Annotated in this window: 14 protein-coding genes and 1 pseudogene; 6 read left to right on the top strand and 9 right to left on the bottom strand. The window is 71.4% G+C overall.

Annotated features, from left to right (window positions below; genetic code table 11):
* Positions 1–41 precede the first annotated feature (41 nt).
* Positions 42–611, bottom strand: coding sequence for a DUF3090 domain-containing protein (locus VFV67_RS28930; RefSeq protein WP_326473841.1), 570 nt, complete (start codon positions 609–611; stop codon positions 42–44).
* A gap of 118 nt (positions 612–729) precedes the next feature.
* Here VFV67_RS28930 and VFV67_RS28925 point away from each other — a divergent pair, with 118 nt between their 5' ends.
* Genes VFV67_RS28925 through VFV67_RS28915 form a run of 3 tightly spaced genes read left to right on the top strand, consistent with a single transcriptional unit; the run spans position 730 to position 4,894 of the window.
* Positions 730–2,685 carry a prolyl oligopeptidase family serine peptidase gene (locus VFV67_RS28925; RefSeq protein WP_326473840.1) on the top strand — a complete coding sequence of 652 codons (1,956 nt, stop codon included), beginning with the start codon at positions 730–732 and terminating at the stop codon, positions 2,683–2,685.
* The gene (locus VFV67_RS28920; protein WP_326473842.1) at positions 2,685–3,584 is read left to right on the top strand and encodes an LD-carboxypeptidase; all 900 of its coding nucleotides are present in this window, start codon (positions 2,685–2,687) and stop codon (positions 3,582–3,584) included. Before VFV67_RS28925 ends, VFV67_RS28920 begins: the two co-directional genes overlap by 1 nt.
* A 29-nt stretch (positions 3,585–3,613) precedes the next feature.
* On the top strand, positions 3,614–4,894 hold the full coding sequence (locus VFV67_RS28915; protein ID WP_326473839.1) for an aminotransferase class V-fold PLP-dependent enzyme: 1,281 nt from the start codon (positions 3,614–3,616) through the stop codon (positions 4,892–4,894).
* Between the two features lie 15 nt (positions 4,895–4,909).
* Here VFV67_RS28915 and mptB read toward each other — a convergent pair whose 3' ends face one another.
* From mptB to VFV67_RS28890, 5 genes are all read right to left on the bottom strand, one after another.
* Positions 4,910–6,421 (bottom strand): polyprenol phosphomannose-dependent alpha 1,6 mannosyltransferase MptB, encoded by a 1,512-nt coding sequence (gene mptB, locus VFV67_RS28910; RefSeq protein WP_326473838.1) that lies wholly within the window; start codon positions 6,419–6,421, stop codon positions 4,910–4,912.
* 55 nt (positions 6,422–6,476) lie between these two features.
* Positions 6,477–8,153 (bottom strand): ABC transporter ATP-binding protein, encoded by a 1,677-nt coding sequence (locus tag VFV67_RS28905; protein WP_326473837.1) that lies wholly within the window; start codon positions 8,151–8,153, stop codon positions 6,477–6,479.
* A 94-nt stretch (positions 8,154–8,247) separates the two neighbouring features.
* Complete coding sequence (locus tag VFV67_RS28900) at positions 8,248–9,129, bottom strand: ABC transporter permease (RefSeq protein ID WP_326473836.1); 882 nt, start codon at positions 9,127–9,129, stop codon at positions 8,248–8,250.
* Between the two features lie 13 nt (positions 9,130–9,142).
* Positions 9,143–10,189 (bottom strand): ABC transporter permease, encoded by a 1,047-nt coding sequence (locus VFV67_RS28895; RefSeq protein WP_326473835.1) that lies wholly within the window; start codon positions 10,187–10,189, stop codon positions 9,143–9,145.
* A gap of 6 nt (positions 10,190–10,195) precedes the next feature.
* Positions 10,196–12,007 (bottom strand): ABC transporter substrate-binding protein, encoded by a 1,812-nt coding sequence (locus VFV67_RS28890; protein ID WP_326473834.1) that lies wholly within the window; start codon positions 12,005–12,007, stop codon positions 10,196–10,198.
* 103 nt (positions 12,008–12,110) lie between these two features.
* Between VFV67_RS28890 and VFV67_RS28885 the strand changes: the two genes are divergently transcribed.
* Entirely contained in the window at positions 12,111–12,938 is an 828-nt protein-coding gene (locus VFV67_RS28885; protein WP_326473833.1) for a M55 family metallopeptidase, read from the top strand.
* On the top strand, positions 12,931–14,235 hold the full coding sequence (locus VFV67_RS28880; protein WP_326473832.1) for a M20/M25/M40 family metallo-hydrolase: 1,305 nt from the start codon (positions 12,931–12,933) through the stop codon (positions 14,233–14,235). Before VFV67_RS28885 ends, VFV67_RS28880 begins: the two co-directional genes overlap by 8 nt.
* On the opposite strand, the gene VFV67_RS28875 is transcribed toward VFV67_RS28880, so the two are convergent.
* The 3 genes from VFV67_RS28875 to VFV67_RS28865 all read right to left on the bottom strand — a co-directional run bounded on the left by VFV67_RS28875 (position 14,232) and on the right by VFV67_RS28865 (position 18,349).
* Positions 14,232–15,203: an aldo/keto reductase gene (locus VFV67_RS28875; protein WP_326473831.1), complete on the bottom strand. Its 972-nt coding sequence runs from the start codon at positions 15,201–15,203 to the stop codon at positions 14,232–14,234. The genes VFV67_RS28880 and VFV67_RS28875 overlap by 4 nt on opposite strands.
* Before the next feature lie 349 nt (positions 15,204–15,552).
* Positions 15,553–17,391, bottom strand: coding sequence for an AMP-dependent synthetase/ligase (locus VFV67_RS28870; protein WP_326473830.1), 1,839 nt, complete (start codon positions 17,389–17,391; stop codon positions 15,553–15,555).
* Positions 17,392–17,440: 49 nt separating this feature from the next.
* Positions 17,441–18,349, bottom strand: a complete 909-nt coding sequence (locus VFV67_RS28865; protein WP_326473829.1) for a GNAT family N-acetyltransferase — start codon at positions 18,347–18,349, stop codon at positions 17,441–17,443.
* 66 nt (positions 18,350–18,415) lie between these two features.
* On the opposite strand from VFV67_RS28865, the pseudogene VFV67_RS28860 reads away from it, so the two are divergent.
* A pseudogene (locus VFV67_RS28860) lies at positions 18,416–19,242 on the top strand (glycoside hydrolase family 92 protein); the annotation flags it as partial.

Here is a 19,242-nt window from a genome sequence, read left to right as displayed (position 1 = left end):
AGGTGACCAGCTCGACGGCCGCGGGGTCGCTCGGCAACACCTCAGTCGGACTCTTCGGCGCGCCGGTACCCGTTTTGCCGAGGGCACACGTGTCCGTCCGGGTCGAGCGGCTCGGCACACAGCGGGCACGGCTTGCGGCCGGCCCGCACCACCCGGTCGGCCCGTTCGGCGAACGCGCGCGCTCTGGTCGGGGTAAGGAAAACCCGCACCGCGTCCGGCCCCTCCTCGGTGTCGTCCAGCACGACGGACTCGTCGACCTCCCCTTCGGTGACGGCGAGCAGTTCGATCACCACGGCGCGGGACTCGGAGTCCCAGCCCAGACCCATGGTGCCGACCCGGAACTCCTCCTCCAGCGGGATCTCCAGCGGATCGCTGTCCACCTGATCGTCCGGGGTGTCGTCGGGCAGGTCGGCACCGAAGCGCCGGTGCACCTCCTCCAGCAGCGAGCCGATCCGCTCAGCGAGCACCGCCATCTGCTGCTTTTCGAGCGTCACGCTGATGGTCTTGGCGCTCTCCGACGCCTGGAGGTAGAACGTGCGGTCGCCGGGCTGCCCGACCGTACCGGCCACGAACCGGTCGGGTTGGCGAAAAATATGAATGACCCGAGCCATAACACCTCAAACCCTAGGGCAAATGGCGGCGTAGAGCAGGTCCGTTCCGCGCCCCTACCTGACTTCTACCGTAGTCGAGGGCGGACGGTGGGCCCGGCCAGCCGTTAGGGTCGTCGGCATGGTGGAGATCGCACCTTACGGAACATGGACCTCCCCGGTGAGTGCCGAGCGCGCGGCCGGAGCGCAACGCACGCCGGGGTGGGTCGGGCTGCACGCCGGCGCGGTCTGGTGGACCGAGAGCCGGCCGGAGGAGGGCGGCCGGGTGGCGTTGCTGCGCGCGGCGCCCGGCGAGCCGCCGGCCGAGGTGCTGGCGGCGCCGTGGAACGTGCGCAACCGGGTGCACGAGTACGGCGGCCGGCCGTTCACCGGGGTGGACGGCGGGATCGCCTTCACCAACTGGGCGGACCAGCGGGTGTACCTGAGCGGCCCGGACGGCGGCGACCCGGTACCGCTCAGTCCGGAACCCGAACGGCCGCAAGGCATCCGGTACGCGGACCTGACCGCCGGGCCGGGCGGCGAGCACGTGTGGGCCGTGCGCGAGACGGTCACCGGCGATGCGCCCACCGACGTGCGGCGCGATCTGGTGGCGCTGCCGGTCACCGGCGCGGCGGCCGGCGATCCGGCCGCGGTGCGGGTACTGACCGCGACCCACCACTTCATGACCGGCCCGAAGGTGAGCCCGGACGGCCGGCTGGCCGCGTGGATCGGCTGGGACCACCCGCGGATGCCTTGGGACGGAACGGAACTGTGCGTCGCCGAGATTCAGCCGGACGGTTCGTTCGGCCTGCACCGGGTGCTCACCGGCGGGCCGAGCGAGAGCGTCTGCCAGGTCGAGTGGGACGGCCCGGACGCGGTGCTGGCGCTGACCGACCCGGACGGCTGGTGGAACCTGTACCGCATCACGCTCGACGGGCGGCGGACGAACTTGGCTCCGGGCAAGGAGGAACTCGGCGGCCCGCTGTGGATGCTCGGCATGCGCTGGTTCGCCCCACTCGGCGCCGGCCGGCACGCGGTGCTGCGGTCCGGCCGGCTGGCCGTGCTGGACGAGCGCAGCGCGACCGTGACCGATGTGGAGAGCGACGTTCCGGTGTGGATGCCGTCGCTGGCGACCGCGGACGGCGTGGTGGTGAGCACGGCCGGCGGCCCGACCCGCGGCACGGCGGTGGTCCGGCTCAACCTGTCCTCCGGTGAGCTGACCCCGCTGACCGAGCCGCCACCGAACCTGCCGGACCAGAGCTACCTTCCGGTCCCCACCGAGCGGTGGTTCACCGACCACAATGGACACTCGATCCCCGCTCTGGTGTACCCGCCGCGCAACCCGGAGTTCGCCGCGCCGGACGGCGAGGCGCCGCCGTTCCTCGTGCACGTGCACGGCGGGCCGACGTCGAAGTTCATTCCGTTGCTGAGCCTGGAGATCGCCTACTTCACCAGCCGCGGTCTCGGTGTCGTCGCGGTGAACTACGGCGGGTCCACCGGCTACGGGCGCGAGTTCCGCGAGCTGCTCAACGAGCAGTGGGGGGTGGTCGACGTCGGCGACTGCGCGACCGTGGCGACCGCGCTGGCCAAGGAGGGGATCGCCGACGAGGACCGGCTCGTAGTGCGCGGCGGCAGTGCCGGCGGCTGGACCGCGGCGGCGTCGATCACCTCGGTGGACACCTACCGGTGCGCGACGGCGATGTTCCCGATCATCGACCTGGCCGCGTGGACCAGCGCGGGCGGCGAGACCCACGACTTCGAGTCGCGCTACGTGGAGGGGCTGGTCGGCACGCTGCCCGAGCACACCGCCCGCTACATCGAGCGTTCGCCGATCAACCACGTGGACCGGGTCGCCGGGCCGGTACTGGTGTTGCAGGGCCTGGAGGACCCGGTGTGCCCGCCGGAGCAGGCCAAGCGGTTCGCGGCCAGCCTGGATGGCACCGGGATTCCGCACGCCTGCCTGCTGTTCGAAGGCGAGCAGCACGGGTTCCGCAGGGCGGAGAGCATCGTCGTCGCGCTGCATGCCGAGCTTTCCTTCTACGGTCAGGTATTCGGGTTCGAGCCGCCGGGCATCCCGGCGGTGGAGTTGCGCCGGTGATGCGGCTGCGCCCGGGCAGCCGGGTGGCCGTCGTGGCGCCGGCCGGGCCGGTGTCGGCCGAGGCGTTGGACCGTGGCGTGGCGGTGCTGCGCGACTGGGGCCTGCGGGTCGAGATCGGCGAGCACGTGCTCGACCGGCACCCGACCCTCGGCTACCTGGCTGGTCCGGACACCGACCGCGCCGCGGACCTGCAGCGGGCCTGGTGCGACCCGGAGATCGACGCCGTGCTGTGCGCTCGCGGCGGCTACGGCTGCCTGCGCATGGTCGACCTGCTCGACTTCGACGCGATGGCCGCGGCCGGCCCGACGGTGTTCGCCGGGTCCAGCGACGTCACCGCGCTGCACGCGGCGATCGGCGACCGGCTGGGCGTGCCGACGCTGTTCGCCCCGATGATCGCCGGCGGGCTGTTCGACCCGGTGGCCCAGGAACACCTGCGCCGCACGTTGTTCGAACCGGACGAGGTGCTGGCCCTGACCGGCCCGGCGACCAGGACGCTCGTTCCCGGCGTCGCCGAGGGCGTGCTGACCGGCGGCAACCTCAGCCTGATCGTGGCCGGGCTGGCGGCGGCGGACGCTCCCCCGCCGCCGGACAACGCGATCGTGCTGCTGGAGGACGTGGGTGAGCCGCCGTACCGGCTGGACCGGATGATCACGCAACTGCTCCGGGCCGGCTGGTTCACCGGGGTCAACGGGATCGCGCTCGGTTCGTGGGCGGACTGCGGCGCGGCGTCCGAGGTGTCCCAGGTGATGGCCGATCTCGTTGGCAGCCTTGGCATTCCGACGGTCTGGGAGCTGGGCTTCGGGCACTGTCCGGGACAGCTCACGGTCCCGCTCGGCGTTCCGGCGCGGCTCAACGCCGACGAGGGCACCCTGACCGTGCTCAAACCGGCACTGGGCTGAGCGATCCACCCCGGACTACGGTCTAGCCCATGGCTGGGCTGCGACGACGGGCGGTACTGGGGGCGGGGCTGGCGACCGGGGTCGGCTCGGCGCTGGCCGGATGCACCACGGCCGAGGCACCGCCGGCGGCGGCCGCACGGCAGCCCGCGGCGTTCGACCCGGAGAGCTGGGACTCGGTGCGCGCCCAGTTCTCCCTCGACCCCGGCATCGCGCACTTCGCGGCGTTCGTGCTCGCCGCCCACCCGGCGCCGGTGCGGGCGGCGATCGAGACGCACCGGGCGGGGCTGGACACCGACACGCACGCCTACCTCAACCAGGGCGTCCAGCGCGAGGAGGAGGTGCGCGAGGCGGCGGCCGGCTACCTCGGCGCCAACCCGGCCGAGATCGCGCTGACCGACAGCACCACCATGGGCATGGGGTTGCTGTGCGGCGGCATGCGCCTGCGCGCCGGCCAGGAGGTGCTCACGACGGAGCACGACTTCTTCGGCACCCACGAGGCGCTGCGGCTGCTCGCCGAGCGCACCGGCGCCCCGGTCCGGCGGGTGCGGCTCTACGACGACCCGGCCGCGGCCACCGAGGCGGACATGGTGGCCCGGCTGCGCGCCGGGATCGGGCCGGCCACCCGGCTCGTCGTGGTCACCTGGGTGCACTCCAGCACCGGCGTGCGGTTGCCGATCAAGGCCATGTCCACCGCGCTGGCCGAGGCGAACGCGAACCGCGACCCGGCGGACCAGGCGCTGCTCGTGGTGGACGGGGTGCACGGGTTCGCCGCGGTGGACACCACGGTCACCGAGCTGGGCTGTGACTTCCTGACCGCCGGCACGCACAAGTGGCTGTTCGGGCCGCGCGGCACCGGGTTGCTGTGGGGCCGGGCCTGGGCCGCGGTGGCGCCGGTGATCCCGAGCTTCTCCGGAGCGGAGAGCCCGGGCCGGGAGGCCACTCCGGGCGGCTACCACTCGTTCGAACACCGCTGGGCGGCCAAGGAGGCGTTCGAGTTCCACAAGGCCATCGGCCGGGACCGGATCGCCGCGCGGATCCAGGAGCAGGCCACCCGGCTCAAGGAGGGCCTGGCCGGGATCTCCTCGGTGCGGCTGGTCACCCCGAAGGACCCGGCCGTCTCCGCCGGACTGGTGATGTGCTCGATCAACGGCATGTCGCCGAACCAGGCGGTGCAGCGGCTGCGGTCCGAGCACCGGATCGACGCCAGCGTCACCCCCTACGCCGAGCCGCTGGTCCGGTTCGGCCCGAGCATCGTCACCACGCCCGAGCAGGTCGACGCGGTGGTGCGGGCGGTCGCGGCGCTGCGCTGACATCGACGGCACCGGTCACGGGCTGGGCGCGGCCTGCTCCTCGCGATCGGCCCGGATGGACAGTCGCAGCGGATCGGGGCGCAGCAGCGAGACCCCGGCCAGCACGGACACCGCGACCGCCAGAAGCAGGTAGAGCGGCTGGTAGAGCTGGTCCTCGCCGGCCGGCGAGTAGGTGAGCACCAGGAACACCGCGATCCCGACCACCCCGGCGAGCTGCCGGCGCTGCCAGGCGATCCCGGCGACCAGCACGAAGCCCCAGGTGAGATACCACGGCAGGGTGGCCGGCGAGAGAATGGCAAGGGCGAGCAGCGCGATCCCGGCCCGGCGCACCGCGTCCGGGCCGCCCTCCCTGGCCAGCCACCACTGCCGGACCAGGATCACCAGCAGCAGCAGCCCGCCGAGCGCCCGGACGATGTTGACCACCCAGGACTTGTTCACGTCGACGAAGATCCCGATCAGCGTGTGGATCAACTCGCCGATCCCGGTCGGCAGGGACAGCCAGTTGACGATCCTCGACGACGAGCCGAGCGTCATGACCCAGCCGAGGTCCACCCCGGCCACCAGGGTGAGCGCGGCGAACGTGGCCACGAAGGTGAGCACCGCCGCGGCCACCGCACGCAGGAAGCCGCGCAACAGCGTCGAGCCGAGGTGCCCGGCCCACACCCACACCAGGAACGGCAGGGCGATGGCGGCGGTCGCCTTCACCGCGACGGCCATCGTGACCAGCACCACGCCGAGCACGTGCTTGCGGTTGAGGACACACAGGCAGCCGGCGGCCAGGAAGCCGATCATGAGCAGGTCGTTGTGCGGGCCGCCGACCAGATGCACCACCATCATCGGCCCGGCCACCACCAGCCACAGCGTGACCGGCAGACGCCCGCCGAGGTGTCGGGTCAGGCCCGGCAGCGACCACAGCAGCAGGCCAAGACCGAGCATCATGACCACGCGCATCAGCACGACACCGAAGATCATGTGCGTGCCGGTGACCCAGACGACGCCCTTGGCCAGCAGGATGAACAGCGGACCGTACGGGGCCGGGGTGGTCTGCCAGAAGCTGTGCACGTTCTGCACGATCGGCTCGATGTCCAGCACGGTCGGGCCAAGCAGGTACGGGTCGTAGCCGTGCAGCGGCAGCGTTCCCTGGGCGAGGTAGGAGTACACGTCCCGGCTGAACAGCGGCGGCGAGATCACCAGCGGCGCGGTCCAGCACGCCGAGGCGATCAGCACGGCGCGGGTGCCGACCCGCTCGGCCAGCACATGCCGGCCCAACCGCACCCAGGCCCATACCACCAGCAGGAATCCCACGAACAGCGCCATCGTGGCGAGCTTCTGCCCGTGCCCGTAGCGCACCCAGGACAGCGGTCCGCGCCCGAGCAGCGGATCGTGCACAAGAGTGCCGGCGGCGCCGAGGGCGCAGATCAGGATCGTCAGGCTGCCGACGGTGCCCAGCGCGATGGTGCGGAGCGGGAGCGGACCTCGTTGCCGCGTGGCCGGCTCCGCCTTCGTCGCGCCGTCGTCAGGGCCCACCGGATCTGCTACGTCTGAGGAAGAGTCGGTCGTGATGGCCATTGCGGGCTTGAGATTACACAGTGCGCTCGGACCGTCTGCTCCCAACGGCGTATTTCGCGCCACCTTCCGGCGCGGGCCCGGGGTCGGGCAGGGCGGCGAGCAGCGCGCGGGTGTAGTCGTGCCGCGGATCGGCCAGCACCTCGTCCACCGGTCCGGACTCGACCAGCTCACCCCGGTACATCACGGCCACCCGGTCGGCGATGTTCCAGGCAAGACCGAGATCGTGGGTGATCACCAGCGCGGCCAGGCCGAGCCGGGCGCGCAGCCGCAGCAGCAGGGCCAGGATCTCGCCGCGCACCGAGGCGTCCAGCGAGGCGACCGGCTCGTCGGCGACCAGCAGCCGGGGCTCGAGCGCCAGCGCTCCGGCGATCACCACCCGCTGCCGCTGCCCACCGGAGAGCTGCTGGGGCAGCACCGGCATGAACTCCTCCGGCGGGCGCAGTTCGGCCGCGGCCAGCGCGGCGGCCACCCGCTCCCGCTCGTCGCCGTCCAGCCGGTGGATGCGCAGCCCCTCGGCCACCGCCTCGTAGACGCTGTGCCTCGGGTTGAGCGCGCTGGTCGGGTCCTGCAGCACGAGCTGAACCTGGCGGCGGTAGGCGCGCAGTGCCGAGCTCTGGGTGGGCAGCGGCTCGCCGTCGAAGATCACCCGACCGGAGGTCGGCGGCTGCAGGCCGAGGATGGTCCGGGCCAGCGTGGTCTTGCCGGAGCCGGACTGGCCGACCAGGGCGAGGATCTCCCCGCCGTGCACGGTCAGGTTCACCCCGGCCACGGCGTGCGTGGTCTCCCGGTTGCGGCCGTGGAAGGTCACCCGCAGGTCCTCGGTGCGCAGCAGCGGCTCGGCCGGGCCCGTCGCGGGCGGGTCCGGCAGGCCGAGCGGGCTGCTGGTGGCCGGCGCGTAGCGGTAGGCGGGGTCGCCGACGGTGGGGAACGCGGCGGCCAGGGCTTGGGTGTGCGGGTGACGCGGATCCGCGATCAGCGCGCGGGACTCGCCCTCCTCCACGATCTCGCCCTGGTACATGATCGCCAGGCGCTCGCAGGTGGCGGCCAGCACGGCCAGGTCATGGCTGATCATGATCAGGCCGAGGTGCTGCTCGGTGACCAGCCGGGTGAGCAGGTCCAGCACCTGGGCCTGGACGATCACGTCCAGCGCGGTGGTCGGCTCGTCGGCGATCACCAGCCGGGGCTCGCAGGCCAGCGCCATCGCGATCATGACGCGTTGCTTCTGGCCGCCGGACAGCTCGTGCGGGAAGGCGTTGGCCTTGGCGGCCGGCAGTTCCACCTGATTGAGCAGCTCGCGCACCCGGGCCCGGACCTGGGATGGCGATTGCGGGCTGTGCACCAGCATCGGCTCGGCGATCTGCTCCCCCACCCGGCGCACCGGGTTGAGCGCATGCATGGCGCCCTGGAACACCACAGAAGCGCCGGCCCAGCGCACCGCTCGCAGCCGGCCCCAGGACATCGTGCGCACGTCCTCGCCGTCGAGCAGGATCTCGCCGTCCACCGTGGCCGTCTTGGGCAGCAGCCGCAGCACCGACATGGCCACGGTGGACTTGCCGCAGCCGGACTCACCGGCCAGACCCAGCTTCTCCCCCGGCGCCAGGCGCAGGTTCACGCCGCGCACCGCGGGCAGGTCGGAGCGGGCCCCGGCGTAGTTCACCGAGAGATCCCGCAGCTCAAGCAACTCACTCATCTGCCTGCACCTCGCAAGCTCGGGGCAGGCCGACCCCGGCCGCCTCGCACGCTCGGCGCCGGGCAAGTGTCGAATGATTCGCTCGCAAGCTCGCTCATCTGCGCGCCCTCAGGTTCGGGTTGACCACGATCTCCAGCGCCCGGCCGCAGAGCGTGAAGGCCAGCACCACGGCCACGATGGCGATCCCCGGCGGCAGCAGGTACCACCAGGCTCCGGCGGTGACCGATCCGGTGTCCAGCGCCTGTTTGAGCATCTGACCCCAGGACACCTTGCTCGGGTCGCCCAGCCCGAGGAAGGCCAGGGTGGATTCGGCGATGATCGCGCTGCCGACGGCGAGCGTGGTGTTGGCCAGCACCAGCGGCAGCACGGCCGGGAGCACGTGCTTGAGCAGCACGTGCCGGTGCCCGCCGCCGAGCGCCTGGGCCCGCTCGATGTAGGGGCGCGCCTCGATGGTCAGCGTCTGGGCGCGGACCAGCCGGGCGGTCGACGGCCACGAGGTGACCCCGATCGCCACGATGATCGTCGACAGGCCGCGGGCCAGCATGGTGGACAGCGCGATGGCCAGCACCAGCGCGGGCAGCACCAGAAAGAAGTCGGTGACCCGCATCAGCACCGCGGACACCCAGCCGCCGAAGTGCCCGGACAGCATGCCGACGACCGTGCCGATACCGACCGAGAGCAGCGCGGCCGCGATACCCACCACCAGGGACACCCGGGCGCCGTAGATGGTCAGGTCCAGCACCGAGCGGCCGACGTGGTCGGTGCCCAGCCAGAACTCGGCGCTGGGCGGCTCGAGTATCCCGCCGGGCGCGCTGATCACCGACAGGTCGTCCGCGCTGATCCACAGCGGGGCCAGCAGCGCCAGCACCACGATGCCCAGCAGCGCGCCGAGCCCGACCAGCCCGGCCCGGTCGGCGGCGAACTCCCGCCACAGCCGTCCCGCGGCCGCCCGCCGCCGCGCCCACACGATGCTCATGACCGGTCCTCGCTCATGTCTGCCTCACCCGCGGGTCGAGGAACCGGTAGACGACATCGGCGAGCGCGTTCATCACGACCACCGCGCCGGCCAGCACGATCATCGTGCCCTGCAGCAGCGGGTAGTCCGGGAAGTTGATCGCCTGGAAGGTGAGCAGGCCCAGCCCCGGCCAGGTGAACACGGTCTCCACGGTCACCGCACCGGCCACCAGCAACCCGGTGTGCAGGAAGATGATCGTGATCGTGGGCAGCAGCGCATTGGGCACCGCGTGCCGGCGGCGCACCTGATCGTCGGTGAGGCCCTTGGCCCGCGCCGTGGTCAGATAGTCGGCGTTCATCTCCTCAAGCAGCGAGGAGCGCATCACCATCAGGTACTGCGCATAGACCACGGCGGTCAACGTGATCGCCGGCAGCACCAGGTGGTGCGCGACGTCCAGCACCGCCGGCAGGAAGCCGTCGACGCCGCCGGGTGAGGTCATTCCCGCGGTGGGGAACAGGTCGAACCCCACGGCGAACACCATCAGCATGATCAGCCCGAGCCAGAACGTGGGCACCGACCACAGCACCAGCGCGGTACTGGTGGACCAGCGGTCGAACCGGCTGCCGTGCCGCCAGGCCGCCCTGGTGCCCAACCACAGGCCGAGCGCGACCGAGAGCACCAGCGCGGTACCGGTGAGCAGCAGGGTCGGCCAGAGCCGGGTCATGATCAGGTCGGCGACCGGCTGCTTGTACCGCAGCGAGGTGCCCAGATCACCGCGCAGCAGATCCCCGAGGTAGCCAAGGAACTGCTGGAACAGCGGCAGGTCCAGGCGCCACTCGGCGCGCATCTGCTCGATCTGCTCCACGCTGGTGCGGGTGTCGGCGATCATCGCCCGCACCGGGTTGCCCGGCAGCGCCCGGAACAGGAAGAACCCGAGCACCACCACCAGGAGCAGGCTGACCAGTGCTCCGGCGCCCTTGGCGGCGATGAACCGGGCGGTGCCGAGGGCTCGGCCCCGCCCGGTCGGTTCGCCGCCGCGGACCTCGATGACCGGTTCGGTCGTCAGCGGCAGATCAACCATGTGGTGTCACTCGCGCTCGTCGGCAGAAGCCTTGCGCCGCCGGCTCAGCCCGAACACCACGCCGGCCACGAGCACCGCGGCGCCGCCGACGATGCCGACCACCGCGCCGGTGCTCAGCCCGCCGGACTCGCCGGACTCGCTGCCGGCGGCCACCGGGGTCGCCTGGTAGTAGCTCCAGTAAGCGCTCTGGTTGGCGATGATCCCGCCGTCCTGCGGCTGGGTGGTGAACGGCTGGAACCGGTCGGAGCGGTACGCCTCGAGTTGCTTGGCGTAGATCAGCATCAGCGCGGAGACCTTGTCGTGCAGGATGCCCTGCGCCTTCTGCACCAGATCCTTGCGCTTGTCCTTGTCCAACTCGGCCTGCTGCTGGGCGTAGAGCGCGTCGTAGTCCTTGTCGCAGAAGTTGGAGTCGGACAGGTCGGTGCCGACCATCTTGCAGGTCTGCTGGGCGAGTTGGTAATCCGGATCCGGGCTGACGCTCCAACCACTGATCGCCAGGTCGAAGTTGCCGGCCGTGGTGTCGTCGTTGACCTGGTTGGACGCCTTGAACTCGTTGGTGACCCCGACGCCCATCTCGGCGAACCAGGCCTTGACGAACTCGGCGATCTGCTGCCGATCGGTGGCGTCGGTGGTGGTCAGCAGCCGCAGGTTGATCTCCTTGCCCTGCTTGTCGGTGCGGATCCCGTTGGGGCCCTTGGCATAGCCGGCCGCGTCCAGCAGCGAGTTCGCCTTGGCCAGGTCGAAGCCGCGCTTCTGGCTCTCCGCCGGCTTGAACGTCCAGTCCGGGAACACCGGTGGGATGACCTGCGCCGCCGGTTCGGCGAGGCCCTGGTAGACCTTGTCGATGATCGTGGGCACATCGATGGCGTGCGCCATGGCCTGGCGGAACTGGACATCGGCCAGCACCGGGTTTCCGTTGCCGAACGGCGAGCCGTCCACCTTCGGGTTGCCCGGGTTGAGGATGATCTCGACGTAGCGCCGGTCGTTGCCCGCGCTGGTCTTGATCGTCGACTCGCTCTCCAGCGCCTTGAACTGGTTGGCGGTCAGCCGGTAGACGAGGTCGACGTCACCCTTGCGCAGGCCCTGCACCGCGGCGTCGGCGTTCTCGTACTTGACGTACTGCAGCCGGTCGATCTTGGCCCGGCCGCGCCAGAACTTGTCGTTGGCCTCCAGCGTGGCCGACTGGCCCTCCTGGTAGCCGGTGAGGACGAACGGGCCGCTGCCGACCACCGGGAACTTCTCCGAGTTGGTGAAGCCCTTGATGTCGGTGACGTCCTTCCACACGTGCTCGGGCACGATCGGCACTTCCGAGGTGGAACCGAGCATGGACGCCTGCGGGGCCTTGGTCTTGATCTCGACGGTGCGGTCGTCCTTGGCGCTGACCGACGCGAAGTTGGCCACCGCGACGCCGTTGGCCGCGGCGGCGTCCTCGTTGGTCAGCATCAGGTTGTAGGTGAACGCGACGTCCTTGGCGGTGATCGGCTTGTCGTCGGACCACTTCAATCCGTCGCGCAGGTGGAACGTCCAGGTCAGGTTGTCGCTGGAGGTCTCCCAGCGCTCGGCCAGGCCGCCCTCCGGGGTGGAGTCCTTGGCCCCGTTGATGGTCAGGAACTCGTACATGTTCCGGCCGAGCTGGGTGGACACCAGCAGCGTGGCCTGGAACGGGTTCAGCGTGTCGATGTCGCTGGTGTAGGCCACGCGCAGCGTCACGGGCTCCTGAGCGTGCGCCGCGGGCGTGCCGAGCGGGGCCGCGAAGGGGGTCGTGACCAGGGCGGACACCGCCAACACGACGCCGATCCCCCATCGTCTCAACCGCACGATGATCACCTCTTCCTCGGGTGGGTTGCGAGAAAGTAACCACTTGTCAACCTAGAAAGTCAACGAGTCCCCGTAACTAACGCCAAGAAGTAACGTGTCCGCTATGCGGATCATGATTTCGGCGGACATGGAGGGGGCCACCGGCGTCACCTGGAGCGCCGACGTGGCGCCCGGGACCGAGCAGTGGGAGCGGTTCCGGCGGATGTTCACCGGCGACGTCAACGCCTGCGTGACCGGCCTGCACGACGGCGGCGCCACCGAGGTCCTGGTCAACGAGGCGCACTCGACCCAGCGCAACCTCCTGCTCGAGGACCTCGACCCCAGGGCCAGGATGCTCACCGGCCGGCACAAGCCGCTGTCCATGATGCAGGGCATCGACACCGGGATGGACGGCGTGGTGTTCCTCGGCTACCACGCCGGCGCCGGCATGGACGGCGTGCTGTCCCACACCTACCTGCCCAACTCGATCACCGGCGTCTGGCTGGACGGGGTGCAGGCCAGCGAGGGGCGGCTCAACGCGGCGCTGGCCGCCGAGCACGGCGTCCCGGTCCTGCTGGTCACCGGGGACGACCTGACCTGCGTCGATGCCGCCGAGTACGCGCCAGGGGCCCGGCTGGTCGCGGTGAAGGAATGTGTGAGCCGCTACGCCGCGATCTGCGCTCCGCCCACCCGCACCGGGGCGGAGATCTCCGGAGCCGCCCAGATGGCCATGGTCGAGGCCGGCCGCACCGAGCCGAAACCCGGCGCACACCGGATCGAGGTCGAGTTCGACGCGACCCACCTGGCACACGCCGCGGCCGTGGTTCCGACCGTGGATCTGGTGGGCACCCGGCGAGTCGGGTTCGACGCCCCGACAATGACTGAGGCGATGAAGGCGTTCAAGGTGGTTACCGCGATCGCCGCGGGAGCCGTGGAGGACACCTATGGGTGAGCAGGTCGAGGAACTGTGTGCCGAGCTGATCCGGTTCGACACCACGAACCGGGGACACGGCCAGTCCCACGGCGAGCGCGCGGCCGCCGAGTTCGTGGCGGCCAACCTGACCGATGCCGGTTGCGCGCCGGTCCTGCTCGAGCGGGCGCCGCTGCGCAGCAACGTGGTGGCCCGGGTGCCCGGCACCGAGCCCGGGCTGGACGCGCTCCTGGTGCACGGCCACCTCGACGTGGTGCCGGCCGACCCGGACGAGTGGTCGGTGCCGCCGTTCGCCGGGGAGATCCGCGACGGCTACGTGTGGGGCCGCGGCGCGGTGGACATGAAGGACATGTGCGCCATGGTGCTCACGGTGCTTCGGCGCTGGGCCGCCGAGGGACGCCGGCCGCGCCGCGACGTGGTGCTGGCCTTCCTCGCCGATGAGGAGGACCGCGGCGACTACGGCGCGCACTGGCTGGTCGAGGCGCATCCCGAGCTGTTCGCCGGGTGCACGGCGGCGATCAGCGAGTCCGGCGGGTACACCGTGCCGCTGCGCTCGGCGTCCGGCGAGCCGGTGCACCTGTACCCGGTGGGCACCGCCGAGCGGGGCACCGCGCACCTGATGCTCACCGCCACCGGGCGGGCCGGCCACGGGTCCCGGCGCAACGACGACAACGCGGTGGTCAAGCTGATCGGAGCGCTGTCCCGGCTGGCTGGGCACACCTGGCCGGTCCGGCTGACCCCGGCCGTGCGGGCCTACCTGGAGCGCACCGGCGCCGCGCTCGGCGTCGAGGTCGATCTGTCCGATGTGGACGGCACGCTGGCCCGGCTCGGCCCGGCGGCGAAGCTGGCGGAGAACACCGTGCGGAACAGCACCACGCCGACCGTGCTCAACGCCGGGTACAAGGTGAACGTGATCCCCGGGGTGGCCCAGGCCCAGGTGGACGTCCGGGTGCTGCCCGGCACCGAGGAGGAGCTGTTGTCCGAAGTGGACCGGCTGATCGGGCCGTCCGTGCGCCGGGAGTTCAGCACGCGCCAGCCTCCGGTGCAGGCGCCGGTGGACTCGCCGTGGTTCACCGCCATGGCCGCCGCGCTGGCCGCCGAGGACCCCGCCGCCGTCGCGGTCCCGTACTGCCTTGGCGGCGGCACCGACGCCAAGGCCTTCGCCCAGCTCGGGATCCACTGCTTCGGCTTCGCCCCGCTGTACCTGCGCGCGGGTTTCGACTACCGGGCCATGGCGCACGGGGTGGACGAGCGGGTGCCGGTCGAGGGCCTGCGGTTCGGCGTGAACGTGCTCGACCGGTTCCTGTCCACGGTTTAGGGCCTGGTGTAGAAGTTGCGCTCCCAGGCATGCCGGGCGAGCACGGCCAGCTGCTTGTCGGTCAGCGCGCGGCCGTCGCTGACCGCGGTGTTGCGCTCGACGTTGCGCACGGTGCGCATGCCGGGGATCACCGTGGAGGTCGCGGTGTGGTCGAGCACGAACCGCAGCGCGACCTCGGCCAGGTCCTCGGTCCTGATCTCCAGTTCGTCGACCAGGGTGCGGACCCGGCGCGCGACCTGGGCGGGCCGGTCGCCGCGGAAGTAGTTCCGGCGGAAGTCGCCGTCCGGGAACGTGGCGTCGGCGGTGATCCGGCCGGTCAGCCCGCCCTCGTCCAGCGCGACCCGCACGATCAGCCCGATCCCGTGCTCGATGCAGGCCGGCAGCAGTCGCTCTTGCGGCGCCTGATGGAACACGTTGTAGATCGCCTGCACCGTGTCGACATGTCCACTTTTTATCAGGGCCAGCACGTTGTCCGGCTCATAGTCGTTGATCGACACCCCGAAGAACCGGAGCTTCCCCTCGTCCTTGAGCGCAAGGATCGTCTCCAGCCAGTCGCCGCGCCCGACCCACTCGTCGCTCCACACATGGAACTGCACCAGGTCGAACGCTTCCAGCCCACTGGTCCGCAAACTCGTCTCGACGCTCTGCCTGATGTGCGCGCCCGGGAAGATCAGCGCCGGATCCAACCCCGACGGCGCCGGGTACACCAGGTTGGCCGGAGCCACCTTGGTCGCCACAACGATGTCGTCCGCCCCGTGCTGGCGCACCACCTCCCCCACGATCCGCTCGCTGTCCCCGTAACGCCGGGCGGTGTCGATGAAGTTCACCCCCAACTCGATCGCCCGGCGCAGCGCCCGAACCGACTCCGACTCGTCCGCCCCGATCCACCCGGCACCCCCGATCCCCCACGCGCCGAACCCGATCTCCGAAACCGACAGCCCAGTCCGCCCCAACACCCGACGCCGCATCCCAGCACCTCCCACCCCACCAACGGTAAAAGCTGGAGCACACTCCAAGTCAACCCGTCCCCACCCACCACACCGGCAGCACCACACCGATCAACCGCCAGCCGCCGCGCGCCCGATGCCGGCGCCGACCGAACCCCGCCCAACCCCCAACGCGCACCCCGCGCCCAGCCCACCAACCCAGCCGCGCACCTCGGCGAGAGCCACCAGTTCGCCCAGCAGCCCAGCCGCGCACCTCGGCAAGATTGTTCAACAATCCCCAGGCTCCCATGATCAATCGTCCCCATGTGCACGGGAGGACGATTCACATGTTCACCCGGTCACCGGTTCACCGGGAGTACGCGAAGCACTGTCAGGTCGTCGGCTCCAGCGCCGCCTCATAGAGGTGGTCGATCTCGGTGGTGTACCGCTGGTTGATCACCCGGCGGCGGAGCTTGAGGGTGGGGGTGAGCTCGCCGGACTCCGGGGTCCAGGGCCGGTCCAGCAGGTGGTACTTCTTGATCTGCTCGACTCGGGACAGCACCGCGTTGGCCGCCGCCACCGCCGCGTCCAACTCCTCGACCACGTCCGGGTGGCGCGCCAACGTGGCCAGATCCCCGGAGATCCCCCGCGCCGCCGCCCAGGCCGGCGCCGCCTCCTCGTCCAACACGATCAGCGCCGTCAGGTACGGCCGCCGATCCCCGATGCACACCGCCTGACCCACCAGCGGATGCCCCCGCAGCAGACCCTCCACCTTGGACGGCGCGATGTTCTTCCCACCCGAGGTGATGATCAGCTCCTTCTTCCGGTCGGTGATCGTCAGCAGACCCCGCTCGTCGAAGGTCCCGATGTCGCCGGTGGCCAGCCACCCGTCGGCATCGGTGTCCGCCCGGATGCTGCCGTCCTCCTGCAGGTACCCGGCGAACACGATCGGCCCGCGCACCAGGATCTCGCCATCGGACGCCAACCGGATCTCGACCCCCGGCCCGGCCCGCCCGACCGTGCCCGGCGCGAACGCCTCGGGCGTGGACAGCGTCGCCGCCCCGGTGGTCTCCGAAAGCCCCCACACCTCGGTCACGGTCAACCCCAGACTGGCCAGGAACTCCAGCACCGCAACCGGAATCGGCGCCGCCCCGCTGGAGTTGCGCACCGACTCGTCCAGCCCGAGCATCGCCCGGATCGGCCGCAGCACCGCGGCGTCGGCCGCGTCGAACCGCGCCGCCAGCTCGTCCGGCACCGGCTCGCCGGCGACCCGCAGCCGGTACACCTCGGTGGCCAACGACCGGGCCGCGTCCACCGCCGCCCGCTGCTCGACCGGCGCGGCGGCGAGCGCGCCCTGCAGCCCGGCCGCCATCTTCTCCCACACCCGCGGCACGCCGAACAGCCCGTGCGGCCGCACCGCCTGCAGCGTGGGGAGCAGCTTGGTCGGGTCAGCGCAGATCGTCACGTGCCCGGCCAGCCAGATCGGCAGGTAGATACCGAGGATCCGCTCCGCGATGTGGGCCAGCGGCAGGTACGCCACCGAACGCGGGTGCTCGATGGTGACCGGATCGGTCTCGTCGAACATCACCGCCTGGTAGACCACGTTGGCGTGGGTGAGCACGACGCCCTTGGGATCGCCGGTCGTCCCGGAGGTGTAGATCATGCACAGGGGCAGTTCCGGGCGGATCGCGTCGGTCAACCGCTCGAACTCGGCGGCCAGCTCCTCGCGCCGCGCGGCGCCGCCCTCCCAGACCTCCTCGTAGGAGACGAACCGGTCGTCCCCGGCCGGCTTCGCCTCCTCGTCGATCACGATCACCCGGCGCAGCGCGGGCAGGTCGTCGATCACCGGCAACAGCCGGCCGAGCGCGTCGGCGCCCTCGGCCACGATCACCGGCGCCGCACTGTGCCGCGCCACGTACCGGACCTGCTCGGCGCTGAGCGTGTCGTAGGTGGTGCACGACAGCGCGCCCAGGTGCATCGCGGCCAGGTCGGCGATCCAGTGCTCCGGCCGCTTGCTCATCATGATCAGCATCCGGTCGCCCGAACCGAGTCCGAGTCCGGCCAGCCCATGGGCGAACGCGGCGACCTCGGCCCGCAGCCGGGACCAGCTGTAGGTCACCGCGGCGGGGTCGATGCTCTCGGTGAGTGCCGGAAGGTCCGGGTACTCGGTGGCGTTGCGGCGCAACAGCGTCGGGATGGTCGTTTCCTGAGAGATGTCCGCTGTGCTCATCCTGCGTCCTTCCCGCCGCCCCGTTGTGTTCCCGTCTCTGTGTACCCGATCAGCCGGTGTGAAGGCGATACCGGTGATGCCGGACGAACCCGAGGCCGGTGTACAGCGCCCGCGCGGCGGCGTTGGTGTCCTCCACCTGCAGGTAGCACCGGACGGCGCCGTGCGCCGCCCCCCAGCCCAGCAGCGCCCGCAGCATCCGGGCGGCCAGCCCGCGGCGGCGGTGCCCGGGCAGCGTCTCCATCGCCGCGATCCCCAGCCAGTCCCCGTCCACCACGCCGCGGCCGATCGCCACCGGAACCCCGTCCTGCACCAGCGATCCGAACGTGACAACGGGCGGGCCGGTGAGGATCGCGTTGGCCACCGGCGGAACCGACCGGGCCTGGTAGACGGCCGCCCAGCCGGCGTCGGGCACCGGCGCGAAGCGCACCTCCGGGTCCGGCGGTGCCGGCGACACCGGCCGGACCAGGACCTCGGTCACCACGTCGTGCTCCCAGCCGGACCGCGCCGCGACCCGGTCGGCGGCGGCCATCGTGGGCAGCGGGACGGCCAGCCGGGGCACCAGGTTCCGCGCGACGTACCAGTCCCGCACCCGGTCCAGCGCGACAAGGACCGGCAGTCCGGGATCGCCGAGCACCAGCGCCGAGTTGGCCCGGCGGGTCCAGCCCTCGCCGGCACGCAGCAGCCACTGCCCCAACGCCGCGGTCTCCGGCGCCGGCCAGCTCGCGGCCGCGACCCGTTCGAGCCCGACGATGTCGGCCCGGCCCGGCGGCACCGCCCGCAGCCGGTGCACCTCGGCGGCCGGCACGGACACCCGAGTACCGTCGTCGCGCCGAACCACCAGCCCCGCGCCGGAGACGTCGACGAGATGCCCCAGGATGTCGGCGAACACCGGCCGCCCGTCCCGTTCGCCGGCGCGGCGGCGCAGCACGACGCGATGACCGAGGAGATCCGCGGACATTCCGGGCCCTTTCCGGGAGATCTGTGGCAGGGTGCACCGCGATACTAGGAAAGGGGCTCGGGGCGGATGAACGGCGACCAGTTCTTCACCTCGTTCGAGGACGGTGACCCGGCTCCCACGTGGACCGACACGATCGACACCACGGACGGCAAGCCGCGCTCGGACCACGCCACCATGCGCACGCATCCGGGCGGTGGACCGTCCCAGACGTACAACGCCCGGCGCGGCGTCGGGTTCACCGGCGTGCGGTCGCTGCGCTACCACGGCGCGCACCGCGGCGACGGCCCGGCCTTCGTGGTGAACCGGATCTTCTGGGTCGAGATCGAGGTGACCGCCGAGACCGAGCTGTCCTACCTGATCTTTCCCGAGCTGACCGGGGGCGATCTGCGCTACCCGAGCACCTACGTCACGGTCGACCTTGCCTTCGAGGACGGCACCCAGCTGTCCGAGCTGGGCGCGGTCGACCAGCTCGGGTTCGAGCTTTCCCCGCGCGGACAGGGCGAGTCGAAGGCGCTCTACGCCAACCAGTGGAACCGCCGGATCGCCCGGATCGGCGCGGTGGCCGCGGGAAAGAAGATCACCAAGATCCTGGTGCACTACGCCTCGCCGCACGGCCCGGTCAAGTTCGGTGGCTGGATCGACGACCTGCGGATCGGCACCCGTCGCCCGCGTCCGCACCGGCCGACGCCCATCGAGTGCGTGCTCACCACCAGGGGCACGCACTCGTCCCGGGACTTCTCCCGGGGCAACACGTTCCCGGCGACCGCGGTGCCGCACGGGTTCAACTTCTGGACCCCGGTCACCGACGCCGGCTCGACCTCCTGGATCTACGAGTACCACCGGGGCAGTGACGAGCAGAACCGCCCGGCGCTGCAGGCGTTCGCGGTGAGCCA

This window comes from Actinophytocola sp., assembly GCF_035762905.1.
In the GTDB taxonomy this organism is placed as follows: domain Bacteria; phylum Actinomycetota; class Actinomycetes; order Mycobacteriales; family Pseudonocardiaceae; genus DASYTH01.
This window is presented reverse-complemented; position numbering and strand designations above follow the sequence as displayed.